Below are 7,025 nucleotides of genomic sequence, written 5' to 3'. Positions count from 1 at the left end.
ATACAGCATAAAATCCGTCATACTGTGCTTCTTTTGCTATGCGTTCGTAATCTAGTGCTTGTAATTCTTTTGCTGCAACCTCACCGTCTGGTGTAATGTTGATTCGTTTTACCAATCGCTTGTAGTCATTAGGGCCAATCTTTTAAGTGTCCCTTCATTTTCTTAAGTGACTGTGTAGTGATGAAAGCTCGTTCCCCACGAGTATTAAATTTGCGGTTAGATAGAGAAGATAAGCCACCATCTGTACAAATGATGAATTTGGAAAGATTAAAATCTTTTAGAATTTTCTTTTCTAATGGTTGTAATGTTGTTTGTTCATTTGGGTTACCGCTGTGTAGGCAATACGCTAGTGGTATACCATCGCCATCCATTAAGAGCCCCATTTCTACAATAGGATTAGGTCTATGTTCTTTAGACGCACCATATTTTTGGATACCATCTTCCTGTTCAATTTCAAAGAAGAAATTTGTGCAGTCGTAGTATAAGATGCGGTCGTTTCGTTTACCTAATTTTTTGCTGTTGGCATACAGCTGAGATTGTATAAAGTCATCCTCTTCAGCGAGGACCTCAAGAGCTCTGTACATTTGGTGTTGGTCAAATGCAGGGGCTTCAAGAAAGTTTTTAGCAAATTCAAAAGAACTTTTTTTGGAGGAAGGGAAGAGAATTCTTGTGTATATGAGCCTGGATAAAACGCTGTTCAAGTCATAGGTAAATTTATAACGCGAAGCAATATCTTGGTAGATTTTAGGAAATCCTAACTGGTTATATAACGATTGTAAGAACAAATAGCCCCCATAAAAATGTTGCTGCTTATCCTTAGTTAAGTACTTAGATTGCTTGAATCGTACAATTATTTCCCGTTTTTCTTCCTTTTCTTGCTCATTAAGTTTGCGAATATATTCTTTAGCCCATGCGATTGGATCGTCATTGGTTTTCTTTAGTTCGTCGTATGTTCCAAGTCTTTCAACCACCTTGGAAGAATGTTTGCCGTTCTCATAAGTTGAGCGAATAACATAAAGTGATTTAGAATTTTTAGATTCTGAAATTTTTAGTCGCATAGTCCATCACTCCTCACCTCAATATATCGTGTTACTTAATATTACTTAATAGAAAAGACGAAAAATTGACAAAAAAATAAGCCATAAATGGCTTGGTTGTAGGATTTATGCTGTTGAAGGGTTAGAAGCAAGTGTCAAACTTCCGAATATAGAAGCCTCTCATTTTATTAGGGACAGGAGAGAAAATTTGAGTTTAAGCGTAAGAGCGGGATTGTATAACCATAGAATGTAATTGAGAATGAGCCGTGCAAAATTCATGATAATCGGATGTGGATGATAAGGCGCGGCAGTGGTGGAATATATTCGGTAGGTAAGGTGACAAGGGAGAGAAATGGGAGAACTATCGGTTAAAATCCTAGTTGTTTACTATATTTTCGAGATAGGGAGATATTGTTACCATTATAAACCACTGCAAATAAACAAAGTTGACAATAAGAACGCAGTGTGCTTTAATAGCAGTAAGGTAATTGAGAATTTAAAGGTATAGGTACGCATCCGAGACGTGGATGGTATAGGTATTCATCCGAGGTGTGGATGATAAGGAGGTATAGGTTATGCAGGTAAAACAGGCGGCGGCTTTGGACGGCCGCAGTCAACAGCGATTGTCGGTGTATGCCATGATCGTGTGCGCTCTTTTCGTGGCGCTTATCGCCGTAGGTGCATTCATTCGTGTGCCCGTGCCGGTATGTCCGTTTACATTACAATTTTTATTTACTGCTATGGCCGGTTTGCTATTGGGCAAACGCCTGGGCGCATTGGCTGTGGGCGTGTATGTGGTATTGGGATTGATGGGCGTGCCTATCTTTACGGAAGGTGGCGGACCCGGTTATATCTTTCAGCCTACCTTTGGCTATTTGTTAGGTTTTATCGGTGGTGCCTATGTTAGCGGACGCATGACGGAAGGGGAAGGGCGACCTACCTTCGGACGACTGCTCATAGCAACGTTGGCAAACTTGGCTGTCGTGTATGCGTTGGGCATGGCGTATTTGTATGTGGTGTGCAATTTTTATTTAGGCAAAGCCGTATCCTTTGAATATGTTGTGTGGTACTGCTTCGTGTTGGCCGTGCCGGGAGATATTTTCCTATCCGTTGTGGCAGCGATGCTGGGTAAGCGGGTCATTCCGGCCATTCGTCATCGCGGGTAGTAACAAGCCGAAGAAGATACAGCGAATAGAAACGGTATAAAAAACAGAAAAGGTATAAAGAATAAAAAAGGTATATAGGATAGAGAACGGAAAAGATACATAAGATAAAGATACATAAGATAGAGAACGGGAAAGATACATAAGATAAAGATACATAAGATAGAGAAGACATATCCAAAGGATAGAAGGAATATATCTACGGATATAATACATATGACTTTTAAAAATCGGCATATATAATAACATTAAATATAGTCTGATTACAGTGTATATGTACGGGAATTTGAAACATGCATTTGCCCTGTACAGAGAAAAGAGGTTATGTAACATGAGTAAGGGATTATTTATTACCGGCACCGGTACGGACATCGGTAAGACCTATGTGACGGCGTTACTGGTGAAACGCCTTCATGATGCGGGATATAACGTAGGCTATTACAAGGCGGCTATCAGTGGCGCGGATAGTGTGGCTGAAAGTGACGCAGGCTTTGTCAATGCAACGGCTAATCTGGGACAGTCCGATGAAGAATTGTTGTCGTATTTGTATAAGACAGCGGTGTCGCCGCATTTGGCAGCTAAGCTGGAAGGCAATCCCGTAGAAAAGGAAACGGTCATCAAAGGCTATCAACGGGTAGCGGCTACCCGTGATTTTGTTACGCTGGAAGGCAGCGGCGGTATCGTGTGTCCGATTCGCTATGACGAAGTAGGTCATTACTTTTTAACGGATATTATTCATTGGCTCCACCTGCCGACGCTGATTGTAGCCGATGCCGGTTTGGGCACGATCAATACGGTGGTGCTTACGGTGGAATATTTAAAAGCGCGCCATATTCCGGTGAAGGGAATTATTTTAAATCATTACACCGGCGGCACTATGCAGGAAGACAATGTGTATATGATCGAAGAGCTAACCGGTTGCAAGGTATTGGCAAAGGTAGCTCCGGGGGATACGGAGCTTGCAGCGGATCCGGCCATGTTAGCTAGTTTGTACGAATAAAACGAATTTACAACAAAGGTATGCGCATCGTGTGAGGAACGGCGTATAACACATTCCTATTAGGTTGAGGTGATAGAGACATGAAAGAGAATTGGGTAGATACGGATTTAAAATATATATGGCATCCTTGTTCGCAAATGAAAGACTACGAAACATTAAAGCCTATCGTCATCGAACGGGGCGAAGGCTCTATGCTGTATGATGTGGATGGCAAGGAATACATCGATATCATCAGCTCGTGGTGGTGTAATTTGCTTGGCCATTGCAATCCGCGGATTAATGAAGCCATCAAAAAACAGTTGGACACCTTGGAACATGTTATCTTTGCCAATCTCAGTCATAAGCCGGCGATTACCTTGGCACAGCGTCTGAGTAAATTAGTCCCCAAGGGGCTGGCTAAATTTCATTTCAACGATAACGGCTCCGGTGCGGTGGAAGCGGCACTGAAGATGGCCTTTCAGTATCAATACCAGACGGGACATCCGGAACGGCAAAAGTTTATGTGCTTATCCGAAGGGTATCACGGGGAAACCATCGGCGCCTTGTCGGTAGGCAGTATGGATTTGTTTGCCAAAATTTATAAGCCGATGCTCATGGAAACGGTGCATACGGAAGCGCCGGATTGCTATCGTTGCCCTTACGGTCAGCAGCGCGACACCTGCCGGTGCGAATGCTTTGTGAAAGCGGAAGAAGATTTTGCTAAGCACGGTCACGAACTGGCGGCGGTTATTGTGGAACCGTTGGTACAAGGCTGCGCCGGTATGCGCATGTATCCGCCGTTGTATTTGGAAAAATTGCGCAAGCTTTGCGATGCGTACGGCGTGCTTCTCATTGCTGACGAAATTGCTACCGGCTTCGGTCGTACGGGAAAAATGTTTGCCTTCGATCACACATCGGTCAGCCCGGACATCATGACGGTATCGAAAGCATTGACCGGCGGTTATATGCCGATGAGCATTACCATCGTAACGCAAGACATTTACGATGCGTTCTATGCAGATTACGGTGAGTACAAAGCGTTCATGCACAGCCACACCTATGCGGGGAATCCGATGGGATGTGCGGCAGCATTGGCCGTGCTCGATATTATGGAAGAAGATCATGTGCTGGATACGGCGGCCGAAACGGCAACATATCTTCACGAGCAACTGAACGCGGCACTGGGCAATCATCCGCATGTCGGTGAAATTCGTCACATCGGTTTAATCAATGCCATTGAATTAGTAAAGGATAGAGAAACCAAGGAAGCCTTTGACAGTAAACAGCGAACGGGCTATCAGATTTATAAAGCCGCCCTCAATCGGGGATTGCTCCTTCGACCGCTGGGAGATGTGCTGTATTTCAATCCGGCGTTGACCATTGATAAAGAAACGTTGGATAGAGCGATAGCTAAAACAGTAGAAGCTATTGGTGCCGTCATCGGTTAATTATTTTGAGAGTCCGGCAGTACCACTAGGTGGGTAGGTCTTACGAATACCCACTGCGCAGTACTGCCGGACTCTCTTGCTATAACCGTTGAGCGTCAAATAGGGGAAAGGGAAACGAATGCTCTCTGCGTAGCTATGATCCCCTCTTTCGCTGTATTAAAATCACCGAGGACGGCAAATAGCGGGGAAGGGCAGGCGAATACCCAATGCGCAGTACTGCCGTACTCTCTTGTTATAACCGATGGACGGCAAATAGCGGGGAAGGGAAACGAAGAAGGAGATTTCTATCTCGACAGTCAGGTCTGGCGAATGCCATGTCTGCGATAGTAATCTCCTTCTTTTTCTGTTGTGCGAGAAAGGTATGAATAATATAGCTGTAAATCATAAACATAGTGATACATAGTTAGAAAAGTAGTAATATATAAAGTATAGTATGTTGTTGCGTTGGGAGAGATAAATTACCGAAGTGGTCGTTTATTGCCGATGGATATAATGATATGTATCTCGCGTGATTGTGTAGGCTATATGCATATGTTGGGAAAGAGGGTAATCACATGATGAAGAGGAGTCAAACGAAAAAGATAAGTGCAATGTTAGCAGCTATGGCAGTCCTTTGGGGGGTTACTCTGTTCTTTGGGGGAGATAGTATAAGCGCGGCTGTTGACCAAGCGGCGGTACTAAAGAAAGTTGTGGAAAGCGGTAATACGGATGGATTAACTGACGAAGAAAAGACGTGGTTTACTTCTTTCTTTGGGGGCACGACGTTACACTCCGGTAGTGAGGGGATCAAAATAGGGGCGGTGTCTGTACGGGCAGGTACGATTGAAGAACCTCAGATAGGTGAGAGAAACAAGAATATTAGTACGCAAAGTAATAGCGGGATTATTTATGGGATTAATAATGACTATGCCGGTCAGGCGTATGCTTTTGGGAATGATAATACAGTGCTTAGTCCTGGCAATGGAGTAAGTATGGGGATGGGTTATCAGAACAGAGTGTACGGTAATGGTAGTGTAGGTATTGGAGTATTTAACAGAACAGTACCTACAGAACGAGAACAGGCCGGAATGACATCGGCGGCGATTACAGTTGGTAAGAATAATTTAGCCAATGCACAAAGTATTGCGATGGGACTTGATTCTGTGGCCATGGGAGAATTGTCTATTGCGTTAGGTTCGAGAGCGGTTGCTGCCAATTCTTTGGAGGCAGCGACGGCATTTGCCGATTCGCTGTATACACCGGGATCTTTTCATTATGCGGAATATTTACAAAAACATTTTCCTAATAAATTTGGCGCCTATGATGCTTCGCAAACAGAATACCAACGAATGGATAAAGTAGATCCTATTTTATTCAACGAGTATAAATGGTGGTTTGATTCTGTCGGTATTGCCAGCTATGAAAAATTGATTGAGCAATCCGGTGGTGGTGCCGGTGGAGAGCATACAGCTAATATCGTTATGTCGAATTTCGGTTGGAAGTATGCAATGACACAGAATAACATTATGGCACCGGTAGCAATAGGATATATATCTAAAGCAACGGCGAATTATGCGACAGCTGTTGGTCCGGGGGCGGAAGCAACGGAAGAAGCCGCATTGGCTGGTGGATTGCTTTCACAGGCAAAAGCTAAGCAAGCTGTAGCGTTAGGTCGTGAGTCGAAGGCGTTGGCTAAAGATACGGTTGCGGTCGGTTATTGGGCAAAAGCAGCGGCTAAGGAGGGTGTAGCAGTCGGTGCTTGGTCAGTTGCTTCTTCCGATTATGGCGTAGCACTGGGGATGGAATCAGAGTCCTTGCCCGAAGATGTTGTTGAAGTTGAAAAAGCACCGTACAGTGAAGCAAAGCTTAGTGTAAACGGTAATGGCAAGACCGGTGCGGACAACGATATTTTGCGTGGTCCCGTATCGTTTGGTAGTAAACTTTATAATAAGCAAGGGGTACAAACGGCTACGTATATCCGACAAGTTCAATATGTAGCTGATGGGACGCATGATACGGATGCGGTTAACCTGCGCCAGTTACGAGGGGCACTCTTTAACGGTATTAAGGCCGGTGATGGTGTAACGATTACAAAGCAGGATGATCCGACAAAACCCGACTATGGTACGATAACCGTGACAGCTACCAATACGAATACAGGTAATGCGGCTACGTATTCTTTTGAGGCGGGCGATAATGTAACTGTTAAGTCCGAAGAAAAAGATGGGGTAACACATGTTACAATCTCGGCGACAGATAAAGATACAACGTATACGGCCGGAGATAATGTAACGATAGAAAATGGAAAAATCTCGGCGAAGGATACAACGTACACGGCCGGAGATAACGTAATGATAGAAAACGGAAAAATTTCAGCAAAGGATACAACGTATACAGCCGGGGAAAACGTAACGATAGA

At 44.1% G+C, this 7,025-nt stretch carries 5 protein-coding genes; 4 read left to right on the top strand and 1 reads right to left on the bottom strand.

Going from position 1 to position 7,025, the window contains the following annotated elements; genetic code table 11:
- Positions 1-128: 128 nt before the first annotated feature.
- Positions 129-1,058, bottom strand: a complete 930-nt coding sequence (locus tag G344_RS10925; protein ID WP_051245844.1) for an IS1634 family transposase — start codon at positions 1,056-1,058, stop codon at positions 129-131.
- Positions 1,059-1,612: 554 nt separating this feature from the next.
- Here G344_RS10925 and G344_RS0106820 point away from each other — a divergent pair.
- The 4 genes from G344_RS0106820 to G344_RS10920 form a co-directional block, all read left to right on the top strand.
- On the top strand, positions 1,613-2,203 hold the full coding sequence (locus tag G344_RS0106820) for a biotin transporter BioY (RefSeq protein ID WP_038155214.1): 591 nt from the start codon (positions 1,613-1,615) through the stop codon (positions 2,201-2,203).
- 328 nt (positions 2,204-2,531) lie between these two features.
- On the top strand, positions 2,532-3,200 hold the full coding sequence (gene bioD, locus G344_RS0106815; RefSeq protein ID WP_028255544.1) for a dethiobiotin synthase: 669 nt from the start codon (positions 2,532-2,534) through the stop codon (positions 3,198-3,200).
- 80 nt (positions 3,201-3,280) lie between these two features.
- Complete coding sequence (gene bioA / locus G344_RS0106810) at positions 3,281-4,627, top strand: adenosylmethionine--8-amino-7-oxononanoate transaminase (RefSeq protein WP_028255543.1); 1,347 nt, start codon at positions 3,281-3,283, stop codon at positions 4,625-4,627.
- A gap of 554 nt (positions 4,628-5,181) precedes the next feature.
- On the top strand, positions 5,182-7,025 hold a 1,844-nt coding region (locus G344_RS10920), incomplete at its 3' end, for a hypothetical protein (protein WP_038155211.1).

The sequence above is a fragment of the Veillonella magna DSM 19857 genome, from assembly GCF_000428745.1.
Lineage (GTDB): Bacteria > Bacillota > Negativicutes > Veillonellales > Veillonellaceae > Veillonella_A > Veillonella_A magna.
This window is presented reverse-complemented; position numbering and strand designations above follow the sequence as displayed.